The organism is Roseateles sp. P2_H4 (genome assembly GCF_056403315.1).
On the sequence record NZ_JBFUFR010000051.1, the window covers coordinates 1 to 15,602 of the forward strand.

The window sequence follows — 15,602 nt, forward strand, 5'->3', positions numbered from 1 at the left end:
CTGCAGGCCTGGACCGAAGGACGAAAGCCCGTCGGCACGGCTGATTTCTCGCCCTCGGTCTTGGGTGGTCATCTGATGATGGACGGCGGCGCGTCAGGGGCAGCGGGGCTGTAGGCAACGGCTCAGCGAATCGAATAGCCGCCGTCGACGGGCAGCGTGACGCCGGTGATGAAGTCGGCGGCCTGAGAGGCCAGGAAGACTGCGGCGCCAACCAGTTCGTCGGGCTTTCCCCAGCGGTTGGCGGGGGTGCGCGCAAGGATTGCATCGTTCATCGGCGAGCTCCGGACGCGAGTGGTCATGTTCGTCTCTATCCATCCCGGTGCGATGGCATTGACCTGGATGTTGTGGGGGGCGAGCTCGATCGCCATGGACTTGGTCAGCTGAACGACAGCGCCCTTGGCGGCGCTGTAGGCAGGCTGAAAGCCGGAACCGAAGAAGGAGTACATGCTGGCCAGATTGATGATCTTGCCGCGCTTGCGGCCGAGCATTGATCGGGCGGCCAGCTGCGACAGCAGGAAGCAGGCGTTCAGATTGGTTTCAAGCACGGCGTCCCAGCTCTCGGCGGCTTCGTTCAGCACGCCGTAGTTGGGCGACGCGATGCCCGCGTTGTTGACCAGGATGTCCAGCCCTCGGAGCTCTTGCTCGACCTGTGCCACGGCGGGCGCCAGTTCCACGCGGTTCATGACGTCCAATTGGAGGGCGAGCGCCGGCCTTCCGATGGCCTGAAGCTCTGCGAGGACGAGGCGGTTCTTTTCTTCATCGCGGGCCAGCACAGCCACCGACGCGCCCGCGCGGGCCAGGCCCAAGGCGATGGCACGACCAATGCCACCGTTGCCGCCGGTCACGATGGCAACGCGGCCGCTCAGGTCAAAAGGCGATGTGGTTTCGGTCATTGGCAGTCCTCAGAGCTTGTGCCGCGGCCCGTGGAGACTACTCCGCCCGTCAAGGAGGACGGGGATGGGGCTTCAGTGCCAGTCCAGCTTGCAGTGCTGACACCACTTGGCCTGCCAGGTGATCAAGCGGCCGCCACAGCGCGGGCAGTCGGCCTCGCGCTTCTCGCAAGACTTGTGCATTTCGTGCTTGAGCCAGGCCTCTGCGGTGGCCGAGTCGAGGCCCTCCAGCGCCATCAAGGCGGCCACCCGCTTCGAAGCAGGGATTTTGTTGAGCTGCATGACAGAGCGCAGATGGACGGCTGCGCGAAGATAGGTCTCGGAGCAGCGCAGACAAACGGCGGGCTCAGTCTCTTGCATCGATAGCGCCCCTTGCCGTCATCACGTCGACAGCAATACGGCCGCAAGCACCGCGTTCGCGACCATGAGCGTGATGTCGACGACGAAGATGAAGAGCATGGGGCCGGACAGCACCGGCCAAAACGATTCGCCGATGCGTCCACCTCGGAGCGCCACCGGCAGGTTGGCGACAAACTGGCTGGCGTGTGCCAGCGAGAAGACCCCGGCGAACAACGCGCGCTGCGCGGGCTCCGGAAAGAGCGATCCGTTGAGCAGCAACAGCACCGCGAACGCCGCGAAGGCGAAGTTCATGCCGCCAAGAAACCGGACGGACGCCGCGATGGTTGGAAACAGCGGCGACTGGCGTGCGGAGGGTGGGACCAGCAGCTTGGCGGCGGCGTTCGGCCTGAGGCTGAAGTACTGAAAGCCGGCGCCGAACCAGAGGGTGTTCAACACCAGAACGACGGCGAAGGCGGTGGCTTTGTCCACGGATGATGGTGTGAGATGAGGCGCCCCCCAACTATGCCAGCCGTGTCGCGGTCTTCCACCTCTCGGCCTTGGCCCACAACTCGGCGAAATGGCTTGCCAGGCGTGGGCCCGAGAAGCTCAATGCCGGTCTGCGCGCGGTGGCAAGGCGTCTGCGCTGCCGGTGTCGCCGGACGGCGCAGCAACCGCATTCGACTCGCTCGGCTGCAACTCGCCGGCACGCCGGTCGCGCAGCACCGAGCGGGCTTCGTAGAGGCAGTCGGCTTGCGACTGCTGGGTCTTGCCGGCCAGGCAGTTGGCGCGCTCCTGCTGGTAGATCTCGGTGGCGGTCTGGGTTTGTGCGGTGATGGGCAAGACGATGGCGACCACGGTCGCTGCGGCAGCAATCGCGCGGACGGGTGTCCGCCACGAAGTGGATCGGCGCATGTTCATGACTTTCTCCTGCTGGGTCAGGCACTGACAGGGTTGGGCCAGCATGGCCGTGCCAGTAACCACTGCTGGTCTGGAAGAGGGGCAAATCCAATGCCCGACATGCCTGCTGGCCGCTCGCGCCGACGTTTCCGGTTACGCCGGATGACTTGTTGCGACTCATCCCTGCACAAGGGCAAGGCCTCAGGCGTCCAGCAGCGTGTTCAAGATCTCCAGACAGGCCTGTGCGGTCTGGTTGTCGACGTCCTGTTCCTCATGCCATGCAGAAACAGAGACGGCGACGATGTTGTAGGCGCGCAGTGCACGGAAGAGGGCGGCCATGTCCGCGGCGCTGGGGCCGCGCTGGACGTGGTACTTGAGAGCCGGCATCTGGGCGGGGTCGTCGATGACGTCGGTATCCCAGTGCAGATAGATGCGCTCCTGCGGTTGCAGCTGTCCCAGCACCGCGTCGAGCGGACAGCGCAGGATCCGGGAGTTCAGCAGGGCTTCACGTTCGCCGGGGTCGAGGTCGCGCGCATCGGCGAGAACGATTTGCCGCTCCGGGTAGGCCTGCACGCCGATGGTGGCCAGGCAGGCCAGTGCTGCCTGACTGCGCGGGTCGGGGCCGGGGTCGACCCGACCGACAAACATGGCCAGGGGCATGCCGCCGATGTACTGGGTTTGGGTGCTGGACCAGGTGTGGAAGTCGCCATGGGCGTCGAGCCAGAGCACGCGCTCGGGCGGTTGGCCGGCTTGTTGCAACCCGGCCAGCATGCCGAGGCTGGAGACGCAGTCGCCGGCGATGCTGACCGGCCGTTGGCCGCCGCGGGCCAGCGCGGCAACACGCGCGGCCAGCAGTCCATACAGGCTGCCCAGGCTTTGCAGCTTGGCAATGGGGTCGTCGATCCGCGTCGCCTGCAGCCCGGCAGGCGCCAGCACCTCCCAGGGATGGAAGTCGATGTCGAGTACACGGCGCAGGCCGTCGCGGCGCTGGCCCATCAGGTAGGGCAGCAGAAGCCTTGCATTCACAGCCATGTGTCGGGCTCCATGGGATAGCCAAGCCTGTCCATCATCTCGCCCACCTCGGCGCGCCGACCCAGGTCCAGCAACAAGGGGCGTCTTTTATGCCAGCGCCTGGAGGACGGCGGCTCGGTGGCCATCTTGACGGGCAGTGCAGCTGGCGGAGTCATGGCGGGCAGGCCCAGGTGATCGGTGATCGAGCGAAGCGCCGCGAGGGGATCGGCGATGAAGTCCTCAAAGGACAGGCGCAGGGTGCAGACGCCGCTTTGCAGGATGGCTTCGTGAATGGAGCACCACTGATTCAGGCACACCTCCTCCAGCTTCGCGCAGGTGAACTGGCGCCAGTTGCGCGGCAGGTCGAACTTCCACCACTTGCGGCCGAAGGGCACGGTGTCGGAATAGCCTGGAATGGCGAGTTCGCAGCCGATCTTGCTGAGGTCGTGCGAGAAGAATCCCAACGGGTAGAGCCAGCCGTCCATCAGGCCGTTGACGGACTGCGCGAAGCCCCGGGTCAGGTGGATGTAGGTCACCTCGGCGTTGGGGAACAGCTGTTCATACATGCCGATGCGGTAGGCGTCGGACGGGGACTTGAACAGCAGCACGGAGTCCCCTGCATCGGCCGGGCCGAAGGGCCGTCGCCTGAGCGTGGGCACGACGAAGGGCGGCTCTTCGATCTTCAGGGGTTCGTCGAAGTGGATGCCCGCGCCGCAGGCAGCCTTGCCGTCGTAGTAACCGATCCGCCAAGGCGCGTCGCCGAACACGGCGCAGAGCACCAGCGCCTGAAGCTCGGCTTCGCTGCGGCGGTCGCCGCTGTCGAACTGGCTGAACGCCGCCTCCAGCGACCGTTCCAGGCGGTGATCGGCGCCGGCGTCCAGAAAGTGCGAAGGGAACTGCAGCAGCAGCCGGTTCCTCCACTTCCTGAGCAGCGCCTCGGCATCAAGGAGGTCTGCCGAGACAAAGGAGACCTCGTCCAGGACGCTGCTGGCCAACTCCTCGGCATTGGCCAGGCGCTCTATGCAATCGCTGTCGGAGTTCTGATTGAAGCCATTGCCCGACAAGGTCAACAACGGGTCCAACTCCCCGTCCAGCGAAGCGATGCGGGGATGCCGGGCCAGGGACTCCTTGAAGAGGCTGGACCCGCCGCGCGAGCCGGACAGGATGACGGCCACTCTCCGAACCCTTGAGCGCAGTTCCGAGCAGGGGACAGCGCGGCGCGATTTGATGGCCAGTAGCAGGCTGTCCATGGACGCTATGGGTCAGACCCGGGGAGGTGGCGATCAGGCCCGAGTCATTTCGTAGACGAAGAATTGCTGGCGCCGGGTTTCGTCGGTGGCTTCGCTGGCCAACTCCACGGTGAACAAGCCAGCCGCCCGCGCGAGACGCTGGATGGCCTCGATTTCTCCGAAGTTGGACTGCACAAAATAGATGCGTCCCTCGGGCTTCAGGCGCCGGCCCACGCCTTCGAAGAAGCGGGTGTTGGTCTGGAAGTCGGTGTCCCACTGCGACATGGCCACCACGTCGTGCGCCGGCTTGTTGCGAAACGGCAGGTTGGCGGTGATGACGTCGAACTGCTCGTCGCCCAGGGCTTCGAACAGATCAGACTGCAGCACGGTCATGGTGCCGGCAAAGCCGTGCATCTGGGCGTTGTGGGTGGCGCTCTGGATGGCGGCCGGGTTGATGTCCACCCCCACCACCCGCCGTGCGCCCTGATAGCAGGCGAAGATGCCGATGACACCGGAGCCGGTGCCCACGTCGAGGACGGTCTCGCCCGGCGCAATCCTGAAATGCCTGACCAGCGGGAGGCTGTCGGCGAAGGGCCAGAAGGTGTTGGGGTAGACCAGGAACTCCTTGTCCAGATAGCGGACTGTCCGGCCTTCGGGCGGTACGGACTTGAAGAGTTGCTGCCGCTGTGCCTGCCACTGGTCTGTAAAGCTAGCCAGGTCCATCTGCATCCTCCATGGCAACAAATGCCGCGTCGCGCGGCTGGTTCAAGCATTGCCGGATTTGTGTGAGCTGGCAACGGGAAAACGCCGGATGCCACCGTTTTGACAAGTTAGGCCGAACGCCGTGCGACAGGCCTTGCAAGACGGAAGCCATGCCCGTACTCTTCGTTCAAACGGATCTAGACAACACGTAACCCGTTATCCAGGTGGCTTCATGGCCTGGGCGTGTTGGGTGCGGGAGGACCAAATGAGCGCTCCGACCCCGGTGGGTCGTGGTCTGAATCGCCGTCACCTGGCAGGTCTGGCCACGCTCGCCGTGCTTGCCGCGGCGTTTGGCCTGAGCCGGCGCCGGACTGGCGAACCCCTGGTGGCCGAGCGGCTCTCGATCGCGCTGCCGCAGGCGCCGCATGCCGGGCTTCTGCACATCGCCGCAGCGCGGGGCTTCTTCGATGAGCGCGGGCTGGCGGTGACGGTGCTGCCGCAAACCCATGGCAAGGCCGCCTTGGCCGAACTCTTGCGCGGCGGCGCCGACCTCGCTGCCGCCGCCGACGTGCCCATCGTCATCGAGGTGCTCAAGGGGGCACCGCTGAGCATGGCGGCCGTGGTGGCGAGCGCCTCCAACGAGTTGGCGGTGCTCGCGCGTCGCGATCGCGAAATCAGCTCGCCAGGGGGTCTGCAGGGACGCCGCGTGGGCGTCACCCTCGGTACCAGCGGCGAGTATTTCCTCTGGGCTTTCATGGTGCGCCATCACCTGGCACCGCAGTCACTCGTCCTCGTGGACCTGCCGCCGGCCCGCCTGGTTGCCGCGCTGCGCGATGGCAGCGTGGACGCGATCGCCGCCTGGCAGCCGATCCGGCACGAAGCCGAGCTCGCCCTCGGCAGTGCCATCATTTCGTTCAGCGCGCCTGACGCCTATGCCCAGAACTATGTGCTCGTCGGCCGCAGTGAATTCCTGTCAAGCCGTGGCGAGGCTTTGCGTCGGCTGCTGCTTGCACTGCTGGATGCCGAGCGTTTTGTGCAGGGCGACCCGTTGCAGGCGAAGGCGCTGCTGGCCTCACGCCTGAAGCTCGACCCCGATGCACTTGAGCCGGCCTGGCAGGCCCTGAATCTGGAGGTCGATCAGCAGCAGGCCCAGTTGGTCACGCTCGAAGACGTGGCGGACTGGGCGATGGCTCGGGGTTATGCGCCCGTGCAGCCGATGCCTAACTTCCTGTCCCATCTCAGTCTCGAGGCCTTGCTGGCCGCGAGCCCGGGACGGGTGACGGTGGTGCGGTGAAGATCAGCAGCAAGGCCCGGATCGCCGCGGCGCTGATGTTCGGCGCCATGGCGCTGATCGCTGCCAGCATCGGCTGGGCCAATACCCAGGTCAGCGCGGCCGTCGAGCAGCGCCGCCACAGCGCCGCGATCGCCAGTGCGCTCAACGACATGCGCATGGTGACCTTCGAATACCTGCTCAACCGCCGCGAACGCGCCCGATTGCAGGAGCAGGCCGTCTGGCAGCGCCTTGAGGGCCTGCTGGCCGGGTCTGCCCATGTCGATGAAGCCGCGGCTAGGACGCTGGCCGGACTGCGCGTGAACGGTGAGGCCAGCCACCGCTTGTTCGGTGAGGTCGAGGCGGCGCAGGCTGGCGGCGGTGGCGCCGACGAGATCCAGCGGCGCTTCGAGATCCAGGTGTCCAACCGATTGCTGATCCTGCAGCAAAGGAGCCTCGTCGACGCGGCCCAGCTGATCGACGATGCGGGCGTGCGCATCGATGAGACCCAGCGGCGGGTCGTCCTCGTGACGGCCGCGGGGCTGGCGTTGATGGCCTTGATCACGGGGGCAGCCGTCTGGATTTTCCGGCGCGACGTGCTCCGTCCGATCGCACAGCTCGAGCAGGCCACCCGTGAGGTGGCCGCGGGCAACTGGTCGTTCGCGCTCGATGTGGGCGCGGCCGACGAACTGGGGGAAATGGCGCGTCACTTCGATGCGATGACGCGCGCGTTGCAGGATTCCTTTGGCAGGCTCGAGCTCAGCAATCGCGAACTTGTTTCGCTGAACACTGAGCTGGAGTCCTTCAGCTACTCGGTCTCACACGACCTGCGCAGCCCGCTCCGCAGCATGGATGGCTTCTCGCTGGCCTTGATCGAGGACTATGGCGACAAGCTCGACGACGAGGCCCGTGACAACCTGCAGCGCATCCGCGCCGCCAGCCAGCGCATGGGCCGGCTCATCGATGAACTGCTCGGGCTGGCGCGGGTGACGAGGGCGGAGCTGCGGATTCAGGAGGTCGATCTCAGCGCCATGGTCCGCGAGATGGCGGCCGCATTGGCGCGGGCCCAGCCCGAGCGCCGGGTGCGCTGGGAGATCGATGAGGGCATCAAGGTGCAGGCCGACCGGGAATTGATCCATATCGCGCTGCAGAACCTGCTCGACAACGCCTGGAAGTTCACCGGCAAGACCGCCGATGCCGTCATCCGCATCGGCATGCGCCATGAGGACGGGGACCGGATCTGCTTCGTCGCCGACAACGGTGCAGGCTTCGACATGGCCTACGCCGATCGCCTGTTCGGTGCGTTCCAGCGCCTCCACCACGAAAGCGATTTCCCGGGCACGGGCGTCGGCCTGGCGATTGTTCAGCGCGTGCTGCGTCGTCATGGCTGGCCGCTTTGGGCTCAGGCCAGCCTCGGTGGCGGGGCCAGCTTCTTTTTCCGCATCCTGGAGCAAACCGATGAACGACGAGAGCAAGGTCATCCTGCTGGTTGAGGACAACCCGGACGATGTCGCGCTGACGCTGCGCGCGTTCAAGCGCAGCCATCTGATGAATCCGCTGGTCGTCGCGCGTGACGGCGTGGAAGCGCTCGATTTCGTATTTGCGCGCGGTGCCCACGCCGATCGTGCCGGCGCGCCGCTGCCGACACTGATCATCCTCGACTTGAAGCTGCCCAGGCTGGATGGGCTTGGCGTGCTCAAGGCGCTGCGCGCCGACCCCCGCACGGCACTGCTTCCGGCGGTGATCCTGACCTCGTCGAAGGAGGAGCAAGACATCGTTTCGGGCTACAAGCTGGGGGCGAACAGCTATGTTCGCAAGCCCGTCGACTTCACCGAGTTTGTCGAGGCGGTCAAGGTGCTCGGCATCTACTGGCTCGCTCTCAACCAATTGCCGCCGCGGCCGGCCTTGTCATGAGCGCCGCCCGGCCGCCCGAAGGCGCTCAGCTCCCGCCTGGCGAGACAGCGCGCAGCGCCAAGGGTGAACCCGTGAACGCACAGCCGATCAAGGTTCTGGCCGTCGAGGACTCGGAAAACGACGCCCGCCTGGCGATGCGCCTGCTGCGTCGCGCCGGCTTCGCACCTGAATTCCACCGCGTCCAGGATCTGGCGGCGCTGCAGTCAGCCCTTGTCCAGGGCCCGTGGGATGCAGTGATCTCCGACTTCAGCATGCCAGGCTTCAGCGGCCTGGAGGCGCTCTCCACCTTCCGCTCCAGCGGTCTGGACATTCCCTTCATCTTTGTCTCCGGCACGATCGGCGAGGAAACGGCCGTGGTCGCGATGAAGGCCGGTGCCAACGACTATGTGATGAAGGACAACATGAGTCGGCTGGCGCCGGTGCTCGAGCGCGAACTCGTCCAGGCCGCTCGCCGCGCCGCACATCGAGAGGCCGAGGCCGAACTGAGGCGCTTCGAGGCGCAGCTCGGCGAGGCCCAGAAGATGGAGTCCCTCGGGACGCTGGCTGGCGGCATCGCCCACGATTTCAACAACATCCTTGGCGCGATCCTCGGCAACGTCGAGCTCGCGCGGGGTGAGGTCGATGCCGGTCATCCGGTGCTGGTGATGCTTGGCGAAATCCAGAAGGCCGGCCTGCGCGCGCGCGACCTCGTCCGCCAGATCCTGACCTTCAGCCGCCGCCAGCCTCAGCAATTGCGCAACGTCGCGCTGCGGCCGATCGTCGACGAAACCTATGGCTTGCTGCGCGTGACGCTGCCGGCGGGGGTTGAGCTGGAGCTGAGCCTGAGCAATGAACCCCTCCACGTCGATGGCGACGCCACCCAGCTCCAGCAGGTGCTGATGAATCTGAGCACGAATGCCTGGCATGCGCTGCGTGGCGAGGTCGGCAAGATCGTCATCGGTCTTGAGGCGGCGCATCTGGATGCCGCCACCGCCCGAGCCCTGTCCGGCCTGGTCGCCGGCCCCTACGCCCATTTGTGGGTGAGCGATACGGGCATGGGCATGGACGCCGCGACACGCGAGAGGATCTTCGAGCCGTTCTTCACGACCAAGCCGACGGGTCAGGGCACGGGCCTGGGCTTGTCGGTCGTCCATGGCATCGTCGTCGCTCATCAGGGCAGCATTGCCGTGGACAGCCTGCCCGGTCAGGGCAGCACCTTCCACCTCTACCTGCCTGCGGTCAACCCGCCGCTGCCGACGATGAGCGTCGAGCGCCTGTCGGATGCACCCCTCCTCGGGCACGGCGAACACGTGATCTATCTCGACGACGACGAGACCGTCATGCTGGTCGTCGAGCGCCTCCTGGAGCGCGCCGGCTACCGCTGCAGCGGCTTCACCGACGCAGCCGCAGCGCTAGAGGCCATCGGCGACGAGCCGGGTGCGGTGGATTTGTTCGTGACCGACTACAACATGCCTGGCCGCTCAGGCCTTGACGTCGCACGCGAGATCGCCGCCATCCGCCCCGGATTGCCGGTGGTGATCAGCTCGGGTCTGATCACTGACGAATTGCGCGAACAGGCAGCGGCCGCCGGCGTGCGCGCCATGCTCGAAAAGGAAGACACGTTCCGCGACCTGACCGCACTGGTCGGCCGGCTCCTGGCCGCTGCCAGATGAGCCTTGTCGCGAGCCGGGCGCTGCGCGCCGACCAGCTCGTCAAGGCGGGTCAGTCGGTCCCACGTTGAACGTGGCGATGGCGCTTCAATCCGGGCTCCTTCGTTTCGCGCTGGACAGCACACCAAAGCCCGGCATCGCACGCGCCCAGAACCACAGCTCGAAGACGGCGCCCAGGGCCAGCAGGAGGGCGATGTCGCCTCCCAGTCCAAAGCCATAGCAGGCCAGGGCAGCGATGAGGAGGAGGGCGGTCACAAGAGGGTGCTTCATGGCGTCCCGATACAACGGCAGGGAAGGGCCATGCTATCGCGGCGGCGGCTACTGATCCTGCTTGGGCGACTTGTCGAAGCTCTCGTCCGGGGCCTTGCACGCCGATGGTTTCGGTTGGGACCGGCAGTCATTCCATGCCCGCAACTCGTCGAGCTTGGTTTGCAGACGGGCATGCTGGCAGTCCAGGGCCCAGACCGTGGGCCACCCGCCACCGCCCCTCCCCCGCTCACGGACCCGGCAGAAATCGAAGGTGGCGGCGGCGTAGCGTGCCGCGTTGAATGGGTTGCCGGACGGGTTCCCTGAGAAGACCGAGACGGACTCGTAGGCGAGGGTCTTGATGAGCCTGGCATTGGAAAGCAGCAGGCAGGCGTTGGAGCCATAGGCGGACCCCGAAGCACAGGGGTCGTAGCGCGCGTAGTTCCAGCCCATAGCACCGTAGAGGGGCTGTGGCGATTTGTCGCTGTAGACGTTGAAGTCACCCAGGCTCCCGTCGGCCCGGTATCCCACCGAGATCACGGCCTCCAGCCGCAGGCGAGCCTGATCGCCGGCCTCGCACAGCCGCGTCGCGCCCCTCGGCTTGAGCGCCAGCGTGACCTTGTAGCTGCGGTGCTGGCCTTGGACGGTGATCTGCTGGTTCTTGAGTTCTGCATCGAACTCGCCGCAGCCCGGCAGAGACACCTGGGTGGCAGACACCACCATCTCCTCGCCGACATAGCCGGAAGGAGACGCCAGGTGAATGGCCCAGGTCCCGCAGTGCGGGCAGTCCAGCGGCTCGGTCTCTTCGGAGCGGGCCGCCTGCGTCAAGCAGAGGCCGAGCAGGGCCAGGGCAAGCGTTCTGAGCATGCGGCAAGGCTAATGCATGCCAGCACTGCCTTGCCCTGTGTCATCACAGCTTGTAGGTCAGCCCCACATTGAAACGCCGCCCGAACTGGAAGTTGCTCTGGTGCCAGGGGTTGAGCGGGTCGGTGTAGGTGACGCGCTGGTTGGTCGCGTTCTCGACACCGAAGCGCGCCTGCAGCTGCGGTGTGATCTGCTGCGACACATTGGCCGACACCCAGGTCTCGGCGCTGTTCAACTGGAAGGCGGTCGAGTCCCAGGTCGGGGCGCGGTTGTAGGCCGAGTGGTGGTTGGCGGCCAGGCGGGCCTCGAAGCCGTTGCGGGCGTACCAGAAGGTCAGGCCGCCATTGCTCTTCATCAGGCCATTGGTGGCGATGGGCGTGAACGTGCCGCCGCTGCGGTCGCCGTTCTCCTTGATGTTGCTGTCGCTGTAGGTGTAGTTGGCCATCAGCCCCAAGCTGTTCCACGGCGCGGGCAGGGTGGTGAAGGCCTGCTGGTAGACCAGCTCGATGCCCTTGACGTTGCCGCCATCGCGGTTGACCTGGCTCGTGTAATAGGCCGCCTTGCCGTTGAATGTGCCGGCCACCGAGGCGATGCCGATGTAGTCGCTGATCTTCTTGTAGAACAGGCCCACGGAGACGAGGCTGTCCTTGTCGAAGTAGCGCTGGAAGGTCAGGTCGACCTGGCTGGCCATCATGGGCTTGAGCTGCGGGTTGCCGCCAGACACCGTCGTCGGGTTGACGCCGTTGGGGTCGATGCTGACGGTGTGGGCCGCGTTCATGACGTCCAGCGGCGCGCGGGCCATGGCGCGCGAGACGCCGAAGCGCAGCTGGTTCACGTCCTCCGCATCCAGATTGAGGATGAGGTTGAGGCTGGGCAGGAAGCGGGTGTAGCTGGTGCCGGCCGAGACGGGCGTCAGCGCGCCGCCGTTGACCTGCTCCATGCCATAGCCGGTCTGGCTGGTGCGCACGGCGCGCAGGCCGACGTTGCCGCGGTAGCTCATGTCGCCAAAGGCGCTGCCGTTCAGGTCGGCCTGGGCGAAGGCGGCACTGCTGCTTTCCTTGGCGCGCCAGCTGTTCTGCACCTGGTCGCTGGCGGTGGGGCTGCGGCCGTCGGCGCTCAGCGTGCTGGCGCCGAAGTACTTGGGCACGGCGGCGTCGAAACCTTCGGCGAACTCGATGAAGTCGGGCCGGCCGGCAACCGTCACGCGCTGGAAGGCGCTGGTCGGGATGGTGGCCGCAGCGGCGTAGTTCCACGAGGTCTGGGCATAGGACTTGTCACGCTGCGTGGCGCGCAGGCCGAACTTGAGCTTGTTGACGTCGCCCCACTTCACGGCGCGGCTGGCGTTGAACTGCTGGGAATTCAGCGAGTCGTTGAGCTTGCCGGCATAGGTCGGCCCCCATTGCTCGGTCACGTTGGTGGAGAAGTTGGCCGGGTTGCCGCTGTCGGCGCTGAAGCCATAGGTCATCCAGCCGTCGCGCGGGAAGCTCCAGGTCACCGAGCCGGGCTGCAGCATGCTCATCTGCACGGCCGTCCACATCGTGTCGCGGCCGGCGGTGGAGCGGGCGATGTCGGCGTCCAGCTGCCAGTCGTCGAGCTTGAACTTGCCATTGAGCCCTGCCGCGAAGTTGCGCATGTTCTGCTTCCAGCGCGCGTTCAGGTTGTCCAGGTTCACGCCCGACACCGTCGCGCCGGTCACATAGCCGCCGTCGGTCGAGACCTTGCTGAAGGCGCCGCTCTGCCAGCCGTCCCAGTTGCCGACATTGCCTTCCACGTGCACGAGCGTCGGCTCGAGGATGTTGGAGCGCGCCGCGTAGACGTCGCCGGTGATGGCGACCGCACTGTTGGGTTTGTATTCGACCTTGCCCAGCAGGCTGGAGCGCTTGTCGGTGCCCTTCTTGACGCCGTTTTGGAAGCCCCAGGGCGTCTTGTCGACCTTGCCGTCGCCGGTCACGTCGGCGGAGTGGTCTTCATTGAAGCCCCAGTTGTCTACGCGGTCCTCGAGCGAGGGCTGGTCGTAGTAGCTGAAGGCCAGGGCCACGCCGAGGGTGCGGTCGAGGAACTGGTCGACGTAGATGCCGCCCACGCGCGGCGCGTATTTCTTGGCGCCCTGGATGTCCTTGCCGAGTTGGTAGTAGAGGGCGTCAGCCTTCAGCGAGATGGTGCGCTCGCGGTAGGCCAGGGGCTGCACGGTCTGCAGGTCGATGGTGGTCGCGATACCGCCCTCGACGATCTCGGCCGACTGGGTCTTGTAGACCGTGGCACCCGACACCGACTCGGCCGGGAACATCTCGAAGCGCACCGCGCGGTCGGGTTCGGAGGAGGCGAACTCGCGGCCGTTCAGCGTCGCGCCGACGAAGCGCGGGCCCAGGCCGCGCGCGACGATCTGGCTGGCATTGCCGCGGTCGATGCCGGCCGACAGGCCTGGCAGGCGGGCGAGCGACTCGGCGATGGTCGTGTCGGGCAGCTTGCCGATGTCCTCGGAGGCGATGACCTCGACCATGCTGTTGGACGCCTCCTTGGTGTCCAGCGCCTTGCGCACCGAGGCACGGATGCCACTGACGATGACGGTGTCCAGCTTGCTGGCATCGCTGTCAGCGGGTGCGGTCTGGGCCGCTGCGGGCAGCAGCACGAAGGCGGGCAGCAGAAGGGCAAGCCGGTTCGGCTTGAAAGGGGTCTTTGGCATGGAAGTCTCCGTAGGCTTTTTTAATGAAGACGGCCCTCTGAGGGGCCGGCTGAGAAAAATGGTACGGAGCGGTTACATGCCAAACGTATGACTTATTTGCCCGCAGCTATCGTGTTTTCGGAAGTGTTGTGGTGTGGCCTCGCGCTATGTCCCGACGCGATGGTTGAAGGGCGAAAAGGCATAGCTCGGGCATGGGGTTCCCCCGGGGACGGCTTGCGGTAGATTCGTCCGGCCTGCCCATCACCCTGAGCCATGAACCGTCTGCAGTCCGAATTGCGTCGTTTGTTTTTGCTGCCTTCGCCAGATTCTGGCGAGGGCTTGATCGACGCGGCGGGCCAGGTGCGGGCGATGGTGCTGGAGCTCGCCGGCCCCGCCGACTGGGACGTGCTGTCCAAGGTCTGGCGCGGCGTGCAAACGGACTGCGAGATGCCGGCGCCGGCCATCGCCGTGTCGGGCACCGACGGACTGCAGCTGTGGTTCTCGCTGCAGCAGCCGGTGAGCGCGTCAGGCGCAGCGGCGTTTCTCGTCCATCTGCAGTCCCGCTATCTGGCCGGCATCGCCCCTGCGCGCCTGCGCCTGAGCCCGTCGGTCGCGGGGCCGTCTTTTGACGCAGCCCTCGTGCCCGCGGAGCAGGCGTCGACCGGCAACTGGTCGGCCTTCGTGGCGCCCGACCTTGCGCCGGTGTTTGCGGACACGCCGTGGCTGGACATCCCGCCGGGCGTCGACGGGCAGGCCGACCTGCTCGCGCGGCTGGCGTGCATCAAGCCAGCGGCTTTCGAGGCCGTGCTGCAGGAGCTGCAGCCCGTGGCCTTGGCATCCCCGGGGCCCGTCGCGAAGGTGTCGGGCGCAGACCTGGACCCGAAGCGCTTCCTGCAGCAGGTGCTGAACGACGAGACGGTGGCGCTGGCCCTGCGCATCGAGGCGGCCAAGGCGCTGTTGCGCCAGGGAAGCTAGGCCACGGAGATCGCTGCCAGCAGCACCATCGCCGCCGCGCGCTCGTCACGGCCGTTCACGATCCGCCGCTGCAGATAGAAGTCCAGCGTTGGCCCGGCCGGCGTCCCAGCGCAGACATCGCGGAAGCCGCCGTTGGCATCGATGCGCGATTGCACGCCCGCCCAGGCGCGCGTGATGGCCGCATCGGCGGCATCGGCTGGCAGCCAACCGTGGCGGCGCGCCAGGGCAAGTGCCGTCAGGCTCATCGCCGTCACTGTCAGCTCGGGTTGAGCCTCGGGTCGATCCAGCACCTGGCGCCACAGGCCGTCGGCGCCTTGCAGCGGCAGCAGCGCGCGCAGATGGCCCTGCAGGCGGGCGAGCAAAGGCGCTTCGGTGCTTGAGCCCCGCAGCGGGCCGGTGAGCGCCACGGAAAGAGCGAGGGATGCGAAGCCATTGCCACGGCCCCAGGCGACCGGGGAGGCCTCGGCATGATCGAAGAGACCGTCCGGCCGTTGCAGTCGTGTCGATAGACCCAGCAGGGCACTGCCCAACGCGCCGGCCGCGTGGGCGCGTTCAGGCGCCGGCAGCAGCGGTGCGGTGCGATCCAGCAGCAGCGTGGCCATGAACATGTCGTCCGTCCACGGGCGCAGGCCGGTGAGGGTGGTGTCGCCCAGCACCGAGCGCAGCGCCTGCACGGCCAGTGCGCCGGCCGCCGTGTCGCCATCGAGCGTGGCCGCCTCCGCCAACGCGGCATAGCCGGCCAGGCGCGGCCAATCGGCGGGCAAGGCGTAGCCCGGTGCGCCGACGGCCTCGCGCAACGCTGCCGTAGCCTTGCGCGCCATCCCGGGCTGGCCCAGGCGCCTCTGTGCCGAGATCAGCAGCGTGTTGACGTAGTGCGGCTCAGCCGTGGCGACGTACTGTGTTGCGATGACGAGCGCTTCGCTTGCGGGCACCCGGGCCGCCTTGGACATGCTG

The 15,602-nt window shown here is 66.6% G+C and carries 16 protein-coding genes; 5 read left to right on the forward strand and 11 right to left on the reverse strand.

All coding sequences use genetic code 11. The features are described 5' to 3' along the window. Positions 1-122: 122 nt before the first annotated feature. From AC1DW3_RS27000 to AC1DW3_RS27030, 7 genes are all read right to left on the reverse strand, one after another. Entirely contained in the window at positions 123-893 is a 771-nt protein-coding gene (locus AC1DW3_RS27000; protein ID WP_477936722.1) for an SDR family NAD(P)-dependent oxidoreductase, read from the reverse strand. 72 nt (positions 894-965) lie between these two features. Beyond that, entirely contained in the window at positions 966-1,172 is a 207-nt protein-coding gene (locus AC1DW3_RS27005) for a hypothetical protein (RefSeq protein ID WP_477936724.1), read from the reverse strand. A 99-nt stretch (positions 1,173-1,271) separates the two neighbouring features. Continuing rightward, positions 1,272-1,718, reverse strand: coding sequence for a hypothetical protein (locus AC1DW3_RS27010; RefSeq protein WP_477936726.1), 447 nt, complete (start codon positions 1,716-1,718; stop codon positions 1,272-1,274). A gap of 117 nt (positions 1,719-1,835) precedes the next feature. Then, positions 1,836-2,147: a hypothetical protein gene (locus AC1DW3_RS27015; RefSeq protein WP_477936728.1), complete on the reverse strand. Its 312-nt coding sequence runs from the start codon at positions 2,145-2,147 to the stop codon at positions 1,836-1,838. A gap of 180 nt (positions 2,148-2,327) precedes the next feature. Next, positions 2,328-3,158, reverse strand: a complete 831-nt coding sequence (locus tag AC1DW3_RS27020) for an arginase family protein (RefSeq protein WP_477936730.1) — start codon at positions 3,156-3,158, stop codon at positions 2,328-2,330. Continuing rightward, complete coding sequence (locus tag AC1DW3_RS27025) at positions 3,149-4,312, reverse strand: hypothetical protein (RefSeq protein WP_477936732.1); 1,164 nt, start codon at positions 4,310-4,312, stop codon at positions 3,149-3,151. The genes AC1DW3_RS27020 and AC1DW3_RS27025 overlap by 10 nt, the downstream gene beginning before the upstream one ends. Before the next feature lie 108 nt (positions 4,313-4,420). After that, positions 4,421-5,089 carry a methyltransferase gene (locus tag AC1DW3_RS27030; protein ID WP_477936734.1) on the reverse strand — a complete coding sequence of 223 codons (669 nt, stop codon included), beginning with the start codon at positions 5,087-5,089 and terminating at the stop codon, positions 4,421-4,423. A 244-nt stretch (positions 5,090-5,333) separates the two neighbouring features. Between AC1DW3_RS27030 and AC1DW3_RS27035 the strand changes: the two genes are divergently transcribed. The 4 genes from AC1DW3_RS27035 to AC1DW3_RS27050 are packed head-to-tail and all read left to right on the forward strand — an operon-like array spanning position 5,334 to position 9,904. Further along, positions 5,334-6,362: an ABC transporter substrate-binding protein gene (locus AC1DW3_RS27035; RefSeq protein ID WP_477936736.1), complete on the forward strand. Its 1,029-nt coding sequence runs from the start codon at positions 5,334-5,336 to the stop codon at positions 6,360-6,362. After that, positions 6,359-7,831 (forward strand): sensor histidine kinase, encoded by a 1,473-nt coding sequence (locus AC1DW3_RS27040; RefSeq protein ID WP_477936738.1) that lies wholly within the window; start codon positions 6,359-6,361, stop codon positions 7,829-7,831. Before AC1DW3_RS27035 ends, AC1DW3_RS27040 begins: the two co-directional genes overlap by 4 nt. Further along, complete coding sequence (locus AC1DW3_RS27045; RefSeq protein WP_477936740.1) at positions 7,797-8,252, forward strand: response regulator; 456 nt, start codon at positions 7,797-7,799, stop codon at positions 8,250-8,252. Before AC1DW3_RS27040 ends, AC1DW3_RS27045 begins: the two co-directional genes overlap by 35 nt. Then, positions 8,249-9,904, forward strand: coding sequence for a hybrid sensor histidine kinase/response regulator (locus AC1DW3_RS27050; protein WP_477936742.1), 1,656 nt, complete (start codon positions 8,249-8,251; stop codon positions 9,902-9,904). Before AC1DW3_RS27045 ends, AC1DW3_RS27050 begins: the two co-directional genes overlap by 4 nt. An 84-nt stretch (positions 9,905-9,988) precedes the next feature. Here AC1DW3_RS27050 and AC1DW3_RS27055 read toward each other — a convergent pair whose 3' ends face one another. From AC1DW3_RS27055 to AC1DW3_RS27065, 3 genes are read right to left on the reverse strand one after another with little or no spacing between them, the layout of a single operon-like run. Continuing rightward, positions 9,989-10,171 carry a hypothetical protein gene (locus AC1DW3_RS27055; protein WP_477936744.1) on the reverse strand — a complete coding sequence of 61 codons (183 nt, stop codon included), beginning with the start codon at positions 10,169-10,171 and terminating at the stop codon, positions 9,989-9,991. A gap of 48 nt (positions 10,172-10,219) precedes the next feature. Then, entirely contained in the window at positions 10,220-11,014 is a 795-nt protein-coding gene (locus tag AC1DW3_RS27060; RefSeq protein WP_477936746.1) for a hypothetical protein, read from the reverse strand. A 43-nt stretch (positions 11,015-11,057) separates the two neighbouring features. Further along, positions 11,058-13,694 (reverse strand): TonB-dependent receptor, encoded by a 2,637-nt coding sequence (locus AC1DW3_RS27065; RefSeq protein ID WP_477936748.1) that lies wholly within the window; start codon positions 13,692-13,694, stop codon positions 11,058-11,060. A gap of 252 nt (positions 13,695-13,946) precedes the next feature. Here AC1DW3_RS27065 and AC1DW3_RS27070 point away from each other — a divergent pair, with 252 nt between their 5' ends. Beyond that, complete coding sequence (locus AC1DW3_RS27070; protein ID WP_477936750.1) at positions 13,947-14,648, forward strand: hypothetical protein; 702 nt, start codon at positions 13,947-13,949, stop codon at positions 14,646-14,648. Here AC1DW3_RS27070 and AC1DW3_RS27075 read toward each other — a convergent pair. Continuing rightward, entirely contained in the window at positions 14,645-15,580 is a 936-nt protein-coding gene (locus tag AC1DW3_RS27075; RefSeq protein ID WP_477936752.1) for a glycoside hydrolase family 88 protein, read from the reverse strand. The genes AC1DW3_RS27070 and AC1DW3_RS27075 overlap by 4 nt on opposite strands. Positions 15,581-15,602 lie beyond the last annotated feature (22 nt).